Annotated in this window: 14 protein-coding genes and 1 other RNA gene; 10 read left to right on the top strand and 5 right to left on the bottom strand. The window is 37.5% G+C overall.

Annotation, left to right across the window (positions count from 1 at the left end; translation table 11 throughout):
* The first annotated feature begins 79 nt into the window (after positions 1–79).
* The 4 genes from ssrA (at position 80) to RH061_RS20430 (ending at position 3,727) form a co-directional block, all read left to right on the top strand.
* Positions 80–415, top strand: a transfer-messenger RNA (tmRNA) gene (gene ssrA / locus RH061_RS20445).
* A gap of 720 nt (positions 416–1,135) precedes the next feature.
* Positions 1,136–2,845 (top strand): ATP-dependent nuclease, encoded by a 1,710-nt coding sequence (locus RH061_RS20440; RefSeq protein ID WP_311072627.1) that lies wholly within the window; start codon positions 1,136–1,138, stop codon positions 2,843–2,845.
* A gap of 65 nt (positions 2,846–2,910) precedes the next feature.
* Entirely contained in the window at positions 2,911–3,444 is a 534-nt protein-coding gene (locus tag RH061_RS20435) for a hypothetical protein (RefSeq protein WP_311072626.1), read from the top strand.
* 142 nt (positions 3,445–3,586) lie between these two features.
* Entirely contained in the window at positions 3,587–3,727 is a 141-nt protein-coding gene (locus RH061_RS20430; protein WP_311072625.1) for a hypothetical protein, read from the top strand.
* A 69-nt stretch (positions 3,728–3,796) separates the two neighbouring features.
* Here the strand turns inward: RH061_RS20430 and RH061_RS20425 are convergent, their stop codons facing one another.
* Entirely contained in the window at positions 3,797–4,636 is an 840-nt protein-coding gene (locus RH061_RS20425; RefSeq protein WP_251618767.1) for a tyrosine-type recombinase/integrase, read from the bottom strand.
* Positions 4,637–4,781: 145 nt separating this feature from the next.
* On the opposite strand from RH061_RS20425, the gene RH061_RS20420 reads away from it, so the two are divergent.
* The 6 genes from RH061_RS20420 to RH061_RS20395 all read left to right on the top strand — a co-directional run bounded on the left by RH061_RS20420 (position 4,782) and on the right by RH061_RS20395 (position 13,171).
* A complete protein-coding gene (locus tag RH061_RS20420) occupies positions 4,782–5,636 on the top strand; it encodes an alpha/beta fold hydrolase (RefSeq protein WP_311072624.1) in 855 nt (284 codons plus the stop codon).
* A 480-nt stretch (positions 5,637–6,116) separates the two neighbouring features.
* Positions 6,117–6,587, top strand: a complete 471-nt coding sequence (locus RH061_RS20415; RefSeq protein WP_311072623.1) for a DUF5412 family protein — start codon at positions 6,117–6,119, stop codon at positions 6,585–6,587.
* Between the two features lie 29 nt (positions 6,588–6,616).
* Complete coding sequence (locus RH061_RS20410; RefSeq protein ID WP_311072622.1) at positions 6,617–7,525, top strand: polymorphic toxin type 44 domain-containing protein; 909 nt, start codon at positions 6,617–6,619, stop codon at positions 7,523–7,525.
* A 1,630-nt stretch (positions 7,526–9,155) separates the two neighbouring features.
* Positions 9,156–9,878: a hypothetical protein gene (locus RH061_RS20405; RefSeq protein ID WP_311072621.1), complete on the top strand. Its 723-nt coding sequence runs from the start codon at positions 9,156–9,158 to the stop codon at positions 9,876–9,878.
* Between the two features lie 833 nt (positions 9,879–10,711).
* Positions 10,712–12,523 (top strand): group II intron reverse transcriptase/maturase, encoded by a 1,812-nt coding sequence (gene ltrA / locus RH061_RS20400; RefSeq protein ID WP_463675596.1) that lies wholly within the window; start codon positions 10,712–10,714, stop codon positions 12,521–12,523.
* A gap of 219 nt (positions 12,524–12,742) precedes the next feature.
* On the top strand, positions 12,743–13,171 hold the full coding sequence (locus tag RH061_RS20395) for an NUDIX hydrolase (RefSeq protein WP_311072620.1): 429 nt from the start codon (positions 12,743–12,745) through the stop codon (positions 13,169–13,171).
* On the opposite strand, the gene RH061_RS20390 is transcribed toward RH061_RS20395, so the two are convergent.
* Genes RH061_RS20390 through RH061_RS20375 form a run of 4 tightly spaced genes read right to left on the bottom strand, consistent with a single transcriptional unit; the run spans position 13,156 to position 16,112 of the window.
* Positions 13,156–13,392 carry a DUF5348 domain-containing protein gene (locus RH061_RS20390; protein ID WP_311070899.1) on the bottom strand — a complete coding sequence of 79 codons (237 nt, stop codon included), beginning with the start codon at positions 13,390–13,392 and terminating at the stop codon, positions 13,156–13,158. The two genes, RH061_RS20395 and RH061_RS20390, sit on opposite strands and share 16 nt — an antisense overlap.
* Positions 13,389–14,189 (bottom strand): ExeA family protein, encoded by an 801-nt coding sequence (locus RH061_RS20385; protein ID WP_311070901.1) that lies wholly within the window; start codon positions 14,187–14,189, stop codon positions 13,389–13,391. The genes RH061_RS20390 and RH061_RS20385 overlap by 4 nt, the downstream gene beginning before the upstream one ends.
* Positions 14,182–15,537 carry a DDE-type integrase/transposase/recombinase gene (locus RH061_RS20380; RefSeq protein WP_311070902.1) on the bottom strand — a complete coding sequence of 452 codons (1,356 nt, stop codon included), beginning with the start codon at positions 15,535–15,537 and terminating at the stop codon, positions 14,182–14,184. The genes RH061_RS20385 and RH061_RS20380 overlap by 8 nt, the downstream gene beginning before the upstream one ends.
* 44 nt (positions 15,538–15,581) lie before the next feature.
* Positions 15,582–16,112 (bottom strand): DUF6431 domain-containing protein, encoded by a 531-nt coding sequence (locus tag RH061_RS20375; protein WP_311070903.1) that lies wholly within the window; start codon positions 16,110–16,112, stop codon positions 15,582–15,584.
* Positions 16,113–16,119: the final 7 nt, after the last annotated feature.

Here is a 16,119-nt window from a genome sequence, read left to right as displayed (position 1 = left end):
CAACATAACTTTTGCTCGGCTTAACCGAGTTCTCCTAACGTCTGTATCACAGATACAGCAACCTTTTATATGGGGACGTTACGGATTCGACAGGGGTAGTTTGAGCTTAAGTGGCGAGTCGAGGGGATCGGCCTCGTAAAAACGTCAACGCCTATAACTGGCAAAGAAAACAACAACTTCGCTTTCGCAGCTTAATACTGCATAGCGGTTCGCCCCTCCATCGCCCATGTGGTAGGGTAGCGGACTCACTCTAAGTGGGCTACGCCGGATTCCACCGCCTGAGGATGAAGGAAGAGAACAACCAGGCTAGCTGGCCGGCCGCCTGTCGGTAGGCAAAAGGACCAGCGAATCGCCAATATGCCGACTACACTCGTAGAAGCTTAAGTGCCAATATCTTTGGACGTGGGTTCGATTAGTAATTAGTCGCCTTGCGTGGCAACATGCAAGTGAAAATCCGGCTTTATCGGTGAAACCTAAGTCGCGGATAGCGATAGGGCAATGCCGAGTGGTATGTGGAGCAATCCAACAGCCATGTATCGACTTATAGGCTGCCAGCAATGGCAGTACTAGGATGCTTGATCTATCCGGGAGTCCGGATAAAACTACATCTCGCATAATACGCCGGAGGACCTGCTGAAGCAGGTTCAAGATATAGTCAGTGCCATGACGAAAGCATGGAATAGCACGTCCCACCGTCTCCACCAATACATATGTTGGTGGATTTTTATTTTTTGTGATGTGACGTAAAGCATAAAATTTCCGTTTGGAAACTTTATGCTTTATTTTTTTTTCGGAAATTTTATGCTTGATTTCTGTGACATTAAGCATGAAAATGTCACTATTACATCATTATGCTTAAAGTAGCTTGTGACAATATTATGCTTGAAGCATCTTATTGAGTCCTATTATAAAAAATGTAGATCTTTAAAAAGGTTTACATTTTTTTTTGCTTTCCATACTTTTTATTTTTCCCAGCAACGGGTGAATTACTTAAATAATAGTCCGATAAATTATATATGACCTAACGGTAACATTTAAAGAGCTGGCTTGCTGCTGGCTCTCTTTATTTTGTCACCTTAGAATATGCAGGATATATATGGTAGAATTTAACTAATACATATAGGAGGGGAATTATATGAGATTAACAAAGTTTACTGTTACTAATTATAAGGTTTTTAAAGATACCTTTACCATTGACTTTTCAAAAGACTCAATTGCTATTTTAACGGGAAGAAATAACACAGGGAAATCAACTATATTAGAAGCAATAAACTGCTTTTTTCAAAAAGAGTCTAAAGCAAAAACTATTCCTAATGATTGCTTTTCTGTACGAAATGCGAAAATAATTTTGAAAGCAGTATTTGAAACTGATAAAGACAAAATTACTATCGTGAAGAAATACAAAGAGGAGTCTTCTCCTAGTTTTTATGATGAAAATGATGTTGAAATTAAAGCAAGTCACGAACTGAAAGATAAACTAGATGAAATTTTAAACAATAAACCATTTTACATAACCCCTTCTATGTTACCAGATGATATTAATGGTTTAATTCAAAATATATATACAGAGATCCTTAAAAATAATTTAGAAAAACTTGAAAGCGATGAAGGCAACGTTGAAGAAAATGAATTAGCTGCAGAGTATGCTCAGCTCAAAAAGTCGTACCCTGAGTTTTTAAGAAAACTTAAGTTAAATACGGATAGACTACTTGAAGAAGTTAGTGGTGAGGTTTCTGATAACTTGCGAACTTTATTTTCTAATGATCATTTATCTTTAAATGTAGTAGGTGGGGAGAGCGAAGGCTTTTCATCAACAGAATTATTAAAAACTACAAGTTCTAGCGTTCATATAGATAGTAATAAGCAATCCAAAATGCCATTAGCAAATCAAGGAACTGGTTTACAACGAATGAGTTTGATATATCTTATTCAAAACATGATAGAGAAAAAACTTATGGGTGAAAGTGACAATAAATTATTATTGATTGATGAGCCAGAAGCTTTCTTGCATCCAGAAGCGGTTCGAGCGCTAAGTCGTTCTCTATATAAGATTGGTGAAAAAATGCCACTCATGATTTCAACACATTCGCCAATACTTATAGATTTATCTGAGAGACATACTTCCATTCAAGTTTTTCGTGTCGGTGAGAAAACAGCAATTCAATTATATAAATCTATTAGTGAACAATTTGATGAAGATGATATTAAAAATATGAAGATCCTAAATTATGTAGATTCGTATGTGAACGAATTTTTCTTTGCTGACAAAGTAGTGGTTGTGGAAGGGGATACCGAGTACATTGCTTTTAAACACCTTGCTAAATTAAAGAATGAGAACGTTCACATAATTCGTGCAAGAGGTAAAGCTACTATTTGCACCTTAATGAAAATTCTTAATCAGTTTAACTCAAGTTATGATATTTTACATGATGTGGACAACCATACTAAACACAATTCTTCCACATTAAAAGGTCAATTAACGAATTGTAAAAACATTCTTGAGTTAAAAGATAATGATAACATAAGAATTTTCTGTTCAATATCAAACTTTGAAAATGCTATAGGTATTGGAGACGTACCAAATAATAAAAAAACCCAAACAATTTATGAAATTTTACATGGAACCTCTGATACAGATGAGTTTGCTAAACCTAGGAGGATAGTACAGAATTTATATCAACAAATAATAAACCATGATGAAGAGAAAACTTTGGATATTGGTTTTCTTAGAATAAATGCTGAACAGGATTATGAGGATTTATTTGTTGGATTAATACAACAAAAAACCGAGGAAGAAATAGAAGAGAAGAAGAAAAAAGAAGCAGAAAAAGTGGCTTCAAACTAATGCAGAATACTTCAATAAGGAATATGGATATATATGGTATAATTTAGTGTATAGGGGGTTTGCATATGTATAGAAAAAAAGGAATAAACTATTTATCTTTTATATTGCTAATACTATTATTCGCACTAACAGCTTGCACTCAAAGTCCTGATTTTGAGTTGTACAAAGGAAAACCTTTAAAAATAGCGGTGGTTGGAGAACCACCAGAAGTTAAAGAGGAACAAGTGATATTTACAAAAATCTCATTTGATTCAATGGCTAGTAAAGAACTGAAGTCTTATGACGCAGTATTTATCACGGAAAATAGTCTTTCAGAGGCTTCTGAAAGCCAATATGCAGATGTTTACCTAAATTCATTAATTCCATTCTTTTTTATATCAGCTAATAATCATATTCCTTTTACCGTAAAAGAAACAGCATATAATGAGTCTTGGAATTGGACTGCTGGTCAAAGCTATGCTGTTGGAGTTCTTAATTCAAAAGATGATGAGTCGTTAAAAAGTTGGAAATACGGATTGTATAATGATAAAAAAACAGATGAACATATAAAAGATGTATATTCGAGAATATTCAAGACGATTGATGAACTTAATCAATAATATATAAAAGTTTTGTGGATAAATACACTTATAGTAACGGGTGCGTTTCTTTAGGAAGGAGATTGCACCCTTTTTGTTGAAATTTAGGGCAGGACAGTTGAAAAATAAATAAACATAGAAATCGCAGACTAGGGGGAATTATGTGGAGGTATTTGGAATTATGGGATTCACTTTCGGAGCAACGGGATTTATTTTTGGACTTATTGCTTTTACTACGGCGTTGACTAATAGTAACAAAGTAAAAGAACTTGAAAAGAGGATTTATGATTTAGAAGAAAAATAATAAACAATCTTCAAGTAAAGGGTGCAAGAGTAAGAAGCAACGCATAATTTGCGTTGCTTCTTCGCTTTCTTAGAAATATTTCTGATAAAACTCCTGTCTCAGCCTTCCGCTTAATTGGGCATATATTCGAGTGGTTTCACTTTTCTCGTGGCCCAAAAGGCTTTGGATAACTTCAACTGGGGCTCCATTATTCAATAAATGGGTGGCATAGCTGTGTCTGAGTTGGTGGGGATGAATTTCCTTATCTATGCCGGCACGCGCTGAGATTTTCTTAATGTAATACCTCATCTGTGCAATACTCATCCTGTGTGGCTGTCTCTCTGTTACAAAAATGGCCGGATCTTTATCCTGGCGGCTATCAATGTATCGCTTAAGCCATAATTCAGCCCGAATATTAAAATACACCTCACGTTCCTTGTCACCCTTTCCCCTGACGATGGCAGAGCGGTTAGACCAATTAATGCAATTGCGGTCAAGTGCAGCGATTTCTCCAATTCTGCACCCAGTAGAAAACATCAATTCGAATAGTGCCTTTTCCATAGGACTGATACAGGCTTCACGTAAAAGTTCAATCTCCCTTTCTGATAGAAACTTTGGAATTCTCTTGCCGGCTTTAGGTTCCTTGATCTTTGCTGCGGGATTACTGGGTAAATGTCCTTCCTCGTGACACCAGCGAAACAATGACTTCATAAACCGGATTCTGTGGGCCAAACTTGAGGGTTTTAAGTCCTTGCCTTGAGTAACAAGATATTTCTTTAATCCTTCTGTGTCGACACTATCGATTTTCTGATCATTAAAATAACCAATGAGCAACTTCGCTTGGATTCCATATGCCTTTAAAGTATAAGGTGAAAAGCCTTCTATACTTTTATCAGCTTCATAGGATTTCCACGCAGTTGATAATAACAAACTAATCCCTCCCATTTAATTGGAATACTAAAAGGAATTATTGCCTGTTTTGTAGAAATTAAGACTCAAGGTATTCAAAAGTATAGAAAGATTTATTCCAAGACTATTAGTGTAAAGATAACTAGATAGATAAGGAGATTTAGTAATGACCTACTGGGAAACGAAAACAATTAATACAGCACGAGGAAACTTTGAGGTCTTTGTAAAAGGAGAAGGTAGTCCAATTTGCGTCACTCATCATTATTCAGAGTTTAATCATACAGGTGATTACTTTGCAGATTCTTTGACAGAGAATAATACGGTCTACCTTGTGAATTTAAAGGAAGCTGGAAATTCAAGTAAGGCACATGAGGCTCATGAGTTGAGTATGTTTGATGCTGTTTATGACCTTGAAGCAATCCGAGAGGCGTTGGGGTATGCCAAATGGACATTTGCCGGGCACTCGACAGGAGGTATGATAGGAGTCATCTACGGTATTCATTTTTCTATGTCTCTTACTTCACTAATAATTGTGGGGGCAGCTGCCAGGAAATATGCCAATTCATCCTCTGAATGCATCTATCATCCAGACCATCCACACTTTGATCGAATGCAGCAACTTATTGAGACTTTAAAACGCTCTGATTTAACACCTAGCGAAAGGGAGCGTTTCTCAAAAGAGAGAACGAAACTGTCTCTATTTCACCCGGATAAGTATGATGAATACTTTTCTTTAGGCATACATAAAAAGATGTCTGCTCCAAGAATGAACTTTTTTATTAGGGAAGAAATGATCTTTGATGTAACCCGTGAGTTAGGAAAAATCTCAACTAATACTTTAATATTGAGTGGCCAATACGATGTACAATGTCCACATTCTTTCTCCGTAGAATTGAATGAGTTAATACCAAAATCACAACTAGTTGTTTTTAATGAAAGCAATCATTACCCTTTCCTTGAAGAAAAAATGTTGTTTAAACAAGTCATCTCAAATTACTTAAAAGAAAAGGTTTCTTATTGAACTATAGAAGCAGTAATGTTGATCATACGCTTATGAAATTGTTTCACTTAAATGCTGCGCTGGTCTCTTTTTGTACATTCTTTATTAAAGAAACGGTGCAGTAATGTTTAATAAAAAGCTCCACGGAAACAAACAAGTAGGAATATTATTATTAGTTATAGGATGAAAAGATTTAGACCAAAGAAGCTGTATGAATTGAATTAGGTTTTTTTACTTAAAGATGAATAGTCAAAAAAGGATGCTAGGGCTGGTTAATAACCACCCTTATTTTTTTATAAGCATCTTTAACAATATGAATTAATACTAAATTCAAAAAATAGTGAATTTTATTTACAAAATTGACAATATATGCTATTATTTTCAAGATAGTGTAATAATATTGCCATTTAGTGGAAAGGTGCGTAGGAATATGTAATTATTTCAATTGTCTCTGTGGTGTGTATAATTATCTTAATTAGTAACTTATAACGAGGTGGTAATATGAATAACACACTATTTAATGCTGTATTCTTTATTGGTTTGACTTCAGTCGTTGTATTTGTAATTTTAATCTTGGTCTTATTGATATTGACTGTAAAGGATAGGGTTACAAGCAAGAAAAACGTCAAACGAGGGCTAATTGGTTCAACAACAGTTTTTGGTATTATGGCTTTAGCTTTCATTTTAAATTGGATGTATAATCCTAACTTCTTGCCAAAGGGATATTTATCTCAAGAACTTGAATCTCCTGGTGGACAATACAGCGCAAGAGTCTATAACTATACCGGTTTCATAGATCACAAAAATGTTAGAGTTGAAGTTTTTAATAATGAAACCCAAAAAGAAAAAACTGTTTTTTATAGTTTTGTAGATGGTCCATTACAAATTAGTTGGAAGGGACAGAAAACTATCGAAATACAGGAAAAAACCTTAAATGTAGAAAAAGATACCTTTGATTTTAGATATGATTAATAAATCAAGGGTTAAATTCGGAGGAGAAAATGATAAAAAAAATATATTCATCAATCATTCTAATAACTGTTTTACTTTTCAGCCTTTGTCTTCCTTCCTCGACTTTTGCAAACGAAATTATCGAAACAACCAACGACTTACATGAATTAGTTGTACAAAATGGCATGGCAAGTTTGAATGAATCAGGCCAAATAGTGTTAGATCTAGAAGGAATTAAGACTTTAAATGCTGACGAAGAACTGGTAAATGCCTATATTAAGGAAATGGAACAATTAAACTGGAGTGTAGCAGAGGGTTTTATGGAGTTTGATGCCAATTTTGAAGTGGTTGCAGTCACTCCTGAAGAAGTAACTGAAATTGTTTACCAAGAATCATTAGACAATCCGGAAGACAGAATTATATATGAATCTGAGTTATCTGAGAACGATGTACTCTTGACTTCTCCATTAAAGTCCACAGGAGGAATCACGACTTACGCAATTGCTGATCAACCCCCGTATAAAAATGTCAAATCGTTAGTATTGGCAAATAGGGCAGAACTTGAAAAAGTTTATAATACTAATAAAACTTTGCAAAAATATGGCGGAGCAAACGCCTTTAGCGCGACAGTAGGTTGGTGGGTAGGAAGAGTTAAACCAGGGGGATCTTGGGACTATAAAGTAGTATCAGGTTATGCACCTTGGTATAAAGAATGGAGAGGCTTATTTTTTGATGGCTACCGATATGTTACCTCAGCCTACATCGGTAATTACAATTACGGATATACCGGAGAACTTCTCTTTACGAAAAGTACACTTCTGGCAGCAGGTGATGGAGTTTCTATCATAACTACTTTTATGAGTAATATTCAAAAAGGTCAATTTAAAGCTTCTTTAGATGGAGAGGATGATAAAGCCCCTGTCAGAAAAGGTTATGACGACGCAGTTAGATATGAATAATTTATCTTATGGATAAAATGCTCAATATTACGGAGTATATATACCAATTGCAAGGACTGTTTTAAAATAGAGATAGATAATGTTTTAATATAAATTCTCTAGGTAGAGAATCTTCTTTTATGGTACAAAAACTCATTGTAGGATTAAATTCTTATTCCTTCATGAGTTTTTTTGTGCCATAAAATGAAGGTCATATCAAAATCCTGCTTACTTGTTACTGGGTTAAATATTTTAAGTGCTATAAGGGATACAACAAATGATTCTACTCCAAAGCTAGAGGATGAATATAGATATTAATCTTCTTTCATCAAATGAACCAAATTTGAATATATTTGGTAAGAAAACTAGTGACTATTAGAGGGAATATATTGAGGTAAACGAAGGGCCAACTGAATGAAAAACCACAGTCGCTAATCCCAACAGAATAATTCCACTTCTTATTTAACAAAAGGGAGATTTAACAAGGAAGGCTTAATCCCTTTTTTTATTGAATCCCTTATTTAACAAGCGATGTAGCATTCCTGTAATAAACCGAGTTTGTGAAGAGATGTAAACGGGGGCTATGTTAAAAATGGGATGGCTGCGGCTATACCGTTTTCTTATTGTGCTAACGAAGCAGGATAGTTGTGCGAAATGTTCCTAGTTAAAATGGAGGATGGTAACATCACTCTGGTAAAGGCTAGGCAGTTCCTTTCGGAACTGAAGGATTATATCGAAGAATCAAATGAAGGGGTAACGCCCCGAAGGGTTCTCTCTTAGTCGAGTAGCACTGGATTGAGTAAGAATGAAAGTGTTATAAGCTCGGTGAAAAGGCGTGAGAATTTACCGTAACAGGTTAAGCTGACGAAAGCCTACCCGATGGGGTGGTGTAGATCATGATGCTTGAGTTGAATGAATATGGTGAGAATGCAAATAAACCTAAAAGAAAAGGTTAAGCTGGCGAACTTCTGAATGTACGGGTCTAGACCTGCGATACATAGAAATGTGTATATCACCAAATTGTGAGGTTAGCTGTGGGTAAGTAAGAATAACTAATATGAAAATCCATGATACGTTACAGGCGTATGAATGCTAACAGGCTTACAGGAAGCACCTAAGTTCATTCTATAATAGATATAATTCAACGTTGTAAGCTGATAACGTGGAGGGCTTACTCCCGAAGAAGCGTTGGCAAGGAAAGCAGTAATGACATTAGTTACTGTATAACTTGTCTTTATGTCAGTGAAAGTGGTGGCACAGTACCAACGAAAGGCCTAATCAGCCTGGAGGGATAGCCACTAGACTAATGAAGAATCATTTAATCATGTAAGGCAAGTCTTTATCGGTTAATAAGGTTCTTGTGAGACTAATAGAGGTTTACCTCCTACGGGAGGCACCGACTTATTGAAACGGAAGAATTGAGACATGAAGGGGCTAAGGTTTCTGAGGTGTTGATGATTAAATTGAATTGGATTAGTTGGAACGCCGTATGCGGTGAAAGTCGCACGTACGGTGTGAACAGGGGGAAAAGGGAGCGATAACTTCAAACCCTTACCTATCTGTATGCTTAAGGAAATAAATTAATTTACTCTCTGTACTTATGTTTTTTAAAATTCATTTTGGAGAATTTAAGTACAAAAGGGGTGTAAATATGTTCAATAAATTTTTTATAATCAGTGTTATTTTTATGATGTTATTTGGGAATTTGGAAAAAGTTTATGCGATAGATCGAGTTGTAATTAGGAGTATTACAGTAGATGATCCCGATAGATGGTATGAAAATATTTACTTAATCGCAGATAAGGATGGGATGGACTATAAGAATTTTACTGTCCAAGTTGGTGACTTTGGGAGAGGACTTTATAACTTTCCTAAATGGATAAATTATAGTTATGATCCAAATTTATATAAGGAAGATTTAAATGCCGATAAGCTAGAGGACATTATCATTGAATTAGTAACAGGTTCGGGTACAGGAGTATCAACAAAAGCTATTCACATTTTACATCAAGGTGATGTTGGTTTTTATAATTTTCAAGAGGTACCAGTTGAGCCTATAAAGGATGCCATTAAACGACTAGTAAAAATGGAGCAGAAAGGTAATGAAATTACGATTTCATTTGGTAAAAAGAATTATGTAGTATACTATTCAAAATTTGGCTACTACACTCCAGTTGACCGTCCTGGAGCAGGGTCAATTGAAGAGTATATACCTAAAGAAGGAATACTTTATGGCACAGCAAACGTTTTTGTAACGATTCCAGAAGCAAATATTGGTGGTTTAACCGTTAAATATGCTTGGGATGGAAAAATGTATAAGGCTGAATCTGTCACATTTGAGGCAGCACCTTATAAGTCATCAAGAACTAAGTAAACTAAAGGGTGCGAGTGTTAAATAGGTAGTGTTCGGCTGCACTTTTTGTTTATTCAACTATAGGAGCAGGATAGTTGTGCGAAATGTTTCTGGCTAAAATTGAGATTGGCCACAATCATCAGATAAAGGTCAGGCAGTTCCTTACGGAACTGAAGGGTTATATCGAAGAATCAAATGATGGGGTAACGCCCTGAAGGGTTCTCTCTTAGTCGAATAGCACTAGATTTAGTAAGAATGATAGTGTTATAAGCTCGGTGAAAAGGCGTGAGAATTTACCGTAACAGGTTAAGCTGACGAAAGCCTACCCGATGGGGTGTTGTAAATCATGATGCTTGAGTTGAATGAATATGGTGAGAATGCGAATAAACCTAAAAGAAAAGGTTAAGCTGGCGAACTTCTGAATATACGGGTCTAGACCTGCGATACATAGAAATGTGTATATCACCAAATTGTGAGGTTAGCTGTGGGTGAGTAAGAATAACTAATATGAAAATCCATGATACGTTACAGGCGTATGACGGTTAACAGGCTTAAAGGAAGCACCTAAGTTCATTCCATAATAGATATAACTCAACGTTGTAAGCTGATAACGTGGAGGACTTACTTCTTATGAAGCGTTGGCAAAGAAAGCATTAATGACACTAGTTGCTGTATAACTTGCCTTTATATCAGTGAAAGTGGTGGCATAGTACCAATGAAAGGTCTAATCAGCCTGGAGGGATAGCCACTAGACTAATAAAGATTTATTCAACCAAGTAAGGCAGTTCTTTAACGGTTAATAAGGTTCTTGTGAGAATAAAAGAGGTTTAACTCCGAAAGGAGTCACCGACTTATTGAAACGGAAGAAACTGAGGCACAGCGAATATTATAGTATGCAAGAGTGTTTTGACAGACTATATGCTCAAAGTGTCGGTGGTCATCACTTCTATGATTTAACAGAATTAATGAGTTCTAAAGATAATATACGACTTGCCTACCGAAACATCAAAAGAAATACAGGCAGCAAAACTGCGGGAACAGATAAACTGACAATTAATGATATTCTGCACTTAAAAGTGGACGATGTAATAGCAAAGGTTCAAGCCATGTTCAAATGGTATGAACCGAAACCAGTAAGGCGGGTATTCATTCCAAAAGGAAAAGGAAAAACCAGACCTTTGGGGATCCCCACGATATGGGATAGAATCTTTCAACAATGCATACTTCAAATTTTAGAGCCAATCTGTGAGGCAAGATTCCATAAACACAGTTATGGATTTAGACCAAATCGCAGCACTCATCATGCCAAAGCCAGGCTTGAATTTCTTATTAATCAGTCTGGACTCCATCATTGTGTGGATGTTGATATAAAAGGTTTCTTCGATAATGTTAATCATAGCAAACTTTTGAAACAAATGTGGTCACTGGGTATAAGGGATAAAGCGCTTCTATCTATTATTTCTAGGCTTATAAAAGCTGAGATTGAAGGAGAAGGAGTTCCAACAAAAGGCACTCCGCAAGGAGGTATCTTATCGCCTTTACTTTCAAATATTGTATTGAATGAATTGGATTGGTGGATAAGTGACCAATGGGAAACGTTTGAGAGTAGATATACTTACTCTACAAATGGAAGTAAATATCAACATCTAAAGAAAACAACTCTGAAAGAGTGCTTCATCGTTCGCTATGCGGATGATTTCAAGGTTATGTGCCGAACTAGGTCACACGCTATAAAAATGAATTACGCATTGAAAGACTTCTTGAGTAAAAGACTTCATTTGGAAACAAGTGAGGAGAAATCGAGGGTTATTAATCTAAAGAAAAACTCTTCCGAGTTCCTTGGATTTTCAATGAAAGTCGTAAGGAAAGGAAAAACAAGATTTGGCTATGTAGCAAGGTCCGATATGTCAAAAAAGGCCAAAGAGAACGCCTTTCAAAAGATTAAGGAAGCTATAAAAGTAGTCAAGAAAAAGCCTTGCATTCAGACAGTTTGGAATTTCAACACTGTTGTCATGGGAATTCAAAACTATTACTCTGTCGCTACTAACATCACTATCAATCTGAATGAGTTAAACGCTCATCTACGCAGAACGTTATATAATCAATTAAGGAACATTAGAACCGAGGCAAGTTTCCATGAGATGACTAAAACCTTACAGAAAAGATACAAGGGATATAAGGCAAAGTTGTATATGATACAAAAGATGGTCTTTGTCCCCATCCACGGACAACGGTGGAGAAAGACACTTGGATTCTCCCAGGTAATATGTAACTTTACTGCCGAAGGTAGAGCAAAGATTCATAATAGCCTAAAGGCTATTGATAAGATTACGCTATCTTACATCATGAGAAACTACATTCCAAATAGATCCATTGAATACAACGACAATCGAATCAGTAAATTTATTGCCCAGTACGGCAAATGTGCAATATTGGGAGAAGAGTTAGGGATACATGAATGGCATTGTCATCACATAATCCCTCATTATCTTTCGAAGGATGATAGTTATTCAAACTTGATAATTGTCCATAAAGCAATCCATCAGTTAATTCATCTGAAAGATAAAGTCAAAATAGAAATTCTTCTACAATCTTTAAAGCTTACTAATAAGCAGAAAGAAAAAGTTAATAATTTGCGATTAAGATGTCAGAATGAAATATTCTAACGTTGGAAAAACAGCACTCGTCTGCTTTAATACATAGAAAGAATAAATTGGATTAGTTGGAACGCCGTATGCGGTGAAAGTCGCACGTACGGTGTGAACAGGGGGAAAAGCCAGCGATAACTTCAAAGGCTTACCTATCTGTATTAAGAAGGGACTAGGTTGAAGAGGTAGAATATTATTAGTTAAACAGTTTTTATATTAAATAAAGAGGTATTATAAATGCAAAAATGGTTTGGTTCTTCAGGCGTATGTATTAATGAAAATGGTCATTTGTTAATGGTTTTGCAAGGAAAACCCGAAGAGAAAAAAACGTGGTCTATTCCATCGGGAGGAAAGGAACACAACGAATCATTTCGAGAATGTTGTGTTAGAGAAATTGAGGAAGAAACAGGTTATATTGCCGAAATAGTTGAAGAAATTAAGGTTAAAAGAGGAATTTATGAACACCTTAATATTTCATTTGAAGTCCATTATTTTTTAGTAAAGACAGTCGGTGGAAAAAGAAATTTCCAAGATCCAGTGTTAATGACGTTCTACAATGTCCAGAACTTGACGATGTTAATTGTCCTAAAACTGACGGAACTACTGTCCAAAATTGAAAGGGAAGCAGTTCACATGCTTCCCAAAAGTTTTTACAAATCAACTTGATAGGTCTCATTTTTCTTAAGATAGAATCTAACGTCATTTCGGCCGGTAAGAATATACCAATCTCTGCCCAGCTCCAGGCGGCAGGAAAGGGTCCGACCATTTCCTAGATGTAAATCAAACCATTCACCACATCGCATCTTATAGCCGGAGTTCTCTCCCCAAAACACAACCCAACAATCCAATTCTTCATTATAATTCATCTCTTTCCAGCGGGTTTTCATGAAAGTTCCCCCTGGATGACTTGCTTGATCATATGATCATCAATGATCCTTCGGCCATTTTGTGAACCATAGAGAAGACTATGTGTACAGAGCTTATTAATGAGCCTTGCGGCACCACCAGAGAAGCGATGAATCTCGTCAAGTGCTCCATCAGAGAATATTGGTTGATCAACACCGGCATATCGAAGGTGCCTAGAAACATATTCTTCAACCTGGGCACGGTCGAGATGTCCTAGCTGAAACTGGATATCGATTCTTTGGCGTATGGCTGCGTATGATTGGAGTCGAAGCCGATCCCATAATTCACTTTGACCGACCAGGATAAGCGCCATCGGGCTTTGCGAATCCATTTTGAAGTTCAGTAGGAAACGAACCTCTTCAAGCATTTCCCGGTCCAGAAGATGAGCTTCATCCACTACCACTACAGGTTGTAGCCCTCGTATGCCTTTCATTAATTCAATCTCACGATGAAGCTGCCGTTTTGCATCTCCTCGATAAAACTTCGCTTCAGAGCCTAACTGTTCCAAAAGACCTTTGTAAAAATGACGAGGCGTTAACTTAGAGTCGGACAGGTAAAGGATATGGAATTTCCCTTTATCCAATTTGTCCACAAACTTACGGATGGTTGTGGTCTTTCCAGTACCACTATCCCCACTCAGAACGGCAAAAAGCTGTCTTTCAGCTGTGTACTTCAGCCTACCAAGGATTTCTTGCACCATGGAGGAATCATACAATTGATCAGTCGGAAGATCTCTGGCGAAAGGAGTGTTGTCCATTTCATAGAATGCTTCAAACACGGGAATCTTCCTCCTTCCAAACGGCACGGAAGGTCACGGCAGGTTTCTGTTCGGTTAGGCGTTCCTGGTTCTTTCGTTCAGCTGCCTTTAATAGTCTTGAAGATTCTACACCCTGCACCTGCAGGTGCTCAGGTAATGCAGGACGCTTCCCAGCTCTTTCCCCAATGACAAGTTTCTTGGCTTTCCAAGGAGTATGATCCTCGAACTCAATGGTAAGCTCCTCGATATTCGCAGGATCATAAACCACCTCAACCTGTCGTCCAATGAAAGCCAGGCCGACCTCATATTTTTGATCCATGAAACTTATGCATCCTGATTTATCGACTTTCCTTGTTTCACAATGGAGGAATGCATTACTCAAGGTATCAGGATCGATGAACCTAATCGCTTTTTTATCTGAACGAAATGCCGTTTCCGGGCTGATTTTCTCCCCAAGTGCAGAATGAGGCTTATTCTGATAACACTCTGTGAGCCACACTTGGAAAAGCTCATTCAGACGATCAAGTGTATTGGGCTTTTCGATGACAGCCTCACTAATGAATGAATCTATGATTCTATTGAAGCGTTCAATTTTCCCTTTTGATTCAGCTGAGTACGGCCGTGTGTAAGTAAGGCGGGTGCCTATTTTTGAGCAGGTACGCGACATCCATTTGGTTCGATATTGCTTTCCATTATCAAAATAAACAGCCTCTGGAACACCATACTTCTGGATAGCCTGGCGGAAGGCATCCTCGATGATCCTTGAATCCAAGGTAGGATAGAAAGCTGCGTGAAGCACAAACCTGGTGGCGTCATCGATAAAGGCGACAAGATACACTTGTTTCTTTATTCCATTCGGACCAATCGGCAAGTAGGGACCATACTTGATATCTGACTGCCAGAGTTGGTTGCGATGTCGCTTCTGAAATCTTCTGGCAGCTACTCCTGTCTGGGAATAGAGTCGCATATGCCGGGTGCTGTAACCTTTTTCAGCGAGCTTTTCCTGGAGCGTTGATCTTTTGATCTGCCCTGGTTCAGCCAACCCTTCCCATTCGAGTATCTGTATGATTTGAGCCACGCTCCGGCTCGGCACTTCCTTACGCAGAAGGATTGCCTGTTCCAATAAATGAGGAGGGATAGCCTCAGACTTTCGAGCACCTTTTCTTCCTTGTGGCTTTAGTCCCCCAAACCCATCTTCCTGAAATTGAGCCAAATATCGCCTGATGGTTCTTTCTGAAAGACCGCTGGCCTTCGCTATCTGGTCTCTTAATTCCTTTACTTTCCCAGCGTCAAGCCCCTCTGCTAATAAAGGGGATATTAGCTGAAAACGATGCACTGCCAATTCTTCTGATTTCTTATGATCACTCATGATACACTCTCCTCTCTGTGTCTATCACGAGTGTAAATCAGGTGCTATTGGACAATGAATGCGGAACGGGTATGTATCCATAAATTAATATTTACGATGGGCCGGACAATTCTTGTCAGCCATCCATTGGCATCTCCTGCCAAGCGTCCTATCCTTTGAAGTGCGGTCCCTGAACATTTGGACGTGACATCCTGGGGGATATTTCCCTGGTTGGTCCTGATCATGATGGAATTCAAACAGCCAATCCAATAATCCACAAATTGATGAAACCAGCCGTGCCATCTCGAAAGAGTGGAATCATCGGCAGCAACAATATGGGCGGACGGGTTCGTAAGAACGTCTTCGATACATTCAGCCTCATAGCGTTTATAAGGAATCAATAAATCTGGAAGTTCATGATGGATGGTCTGACAATTGGTGCACTGCAATCTTCGGATGTTATATGTTTTACTCTGACCTGTATGATCCTTGGCTTTTCGATTCTTTGTACCTCTAACCAACATGTCTTTACCACAGCATGGGGAAGGAATCCTCCCCGCACCCCTAACTAAAAACTCCAGTATGAGTGTTTTCAATCAGCTG

It is taken from the genome of Mesobacillus jeotgali (genome assembly GCF_031759225.1).
Classification (GTDB): domain Bacteria; phylum Bacillota; class Bacilli; order Bacillales; family Cytobacillaceae; genus Mesobacillus; species Mesobacillus jeotgali_B.
This window is presented reverse-complemented; position numbering and strand designations above follow the sequence as displayed.

What these genes read in the sequence shown, in the direction of transcription:
- RH061_RS20390 (WP_311070899.1), bottom strand. Translation starts at nt 13,392, where the DNA reads ATGAAAACCCGCTGGAAAGAGATGAATTATAATGAAGAATTGGATTGT.
- RH061_RS20435 (WP_311072626.1), top strand. Translation starts at nt 2,911, where the DNA reads ATGTATAGAAAAAAAGGAATAAACTATTTATCTTTTATATTGCTAATA.
- RH061_RS20395 (WP_311072620.1), top strand. Translation starts at nt 12,743, where the DNA reads ATGCAAAAATGGTTTGGTTCTTCAGGCGTATGTATTAATGAAAATGGT.
- RH061_RS20410 (WP_311072622.1), top strand. Translation starts at nt 6,617, where the DNA reads ATGATAAAAAAAATATATTCATCAATCATTCTAATAACTGTTTTACTT.
- RH061_RS20405 (WP_311072621.1), top strand. Translation starts at nt 9,156, where the DNA reads ATGTTCAATAAATTTTTTATAATCAGTGTTATTTTTATGATGTTATTT.
- RH061_RS20415 (WP_311072623.1), top strand. Translation starts at nt 6,117, where the DNA reads ATGAATAACACACTATTTAATGCTGTATTCTTTATTGGTTTGACTTCA.
- RH061_RS20440 (WP_311072627.1), top strand. Translation starts at nt 1,136, where the DNA reads ATGAGATTAACAAAGTTTACTGTTACTAATTATAAGGTTTTTAAAGAT.
- RH061_RS20420 (WP_311072624.1), top strand. Translation starts at nt 4,782, where the DNA reads ATGACCTACTGGGAAACGAAAACAATTAATACAGCACGAGGAAACTTT.
- RH061_RS20380 (WP_311070902.1), bottom strand. Translation starts at nt 15,537, where the DNA reads ATGAGTGATCATAAGAAATCAGAAGAATTGGCAGTGCATCGTTTTCAG.